We start from the raw sequence: 407 nt of genomic DNA, 5'->3' as shown, positions 1-407 counted from the left end.
ACATCCACCTGCTGGCGGAGATCGAGAAACGCGTGTTCGCCGACCGCGCCGACTACCTCGGCGACCCGGACTTCTCCAAGGTCCCGGTGGCGCGCCTGACCGATCCGGCATACCTGAAGCAGCGTGCCGCCGAGGTCAATCCGACGGCGATCTCGCCGACCGAGAAGGTCCGTCCCGGCCTGGAGCCGCACCAGACCACGCACTTCTCCATCGTCGACGCCGACGGCAACGCGGTGAGCAACACCTACACCCTCAACTGGGACTTCGGCAGCGGCGTGGTGGTCAAGGGCGCCGGCTTCCTGCTCAACGACGAGATGGACGACTTTAGCGCCAAACCGGGCGTGGCCAACGCCTTCGGCGTGGTCGGCAGCGACGCCAACGCCATCGAGCCGGGCAAGCGCATGCTC

The 407-nt window shown here is 67.3% G+C and carries 1 protein-coding gene; it reads left to right on the top strand.

Features of this window, described 5'->3' with window-relative positions:
- A partial coding sequence (locus ACLJNW_RS23355; RefSeq protein WP_410961105.1) for a gamma-glutamyltransferase occupies nt 1-407 on the top strand: 407 nt, incomplete at both ends.

Source organism: Salmonella sp. SAL4457, assembly GCF_046548235.1.
Classification (GTDB): Bacteria; Pseudomonadota; Gammaproteobacteria; order Enterobacterales; family Enterobacteriaceae; genus Salmonella; species Salmonella enterica.
This window is presented reverse-complemented; position numbering and strand designations above follow the sequence as displayed.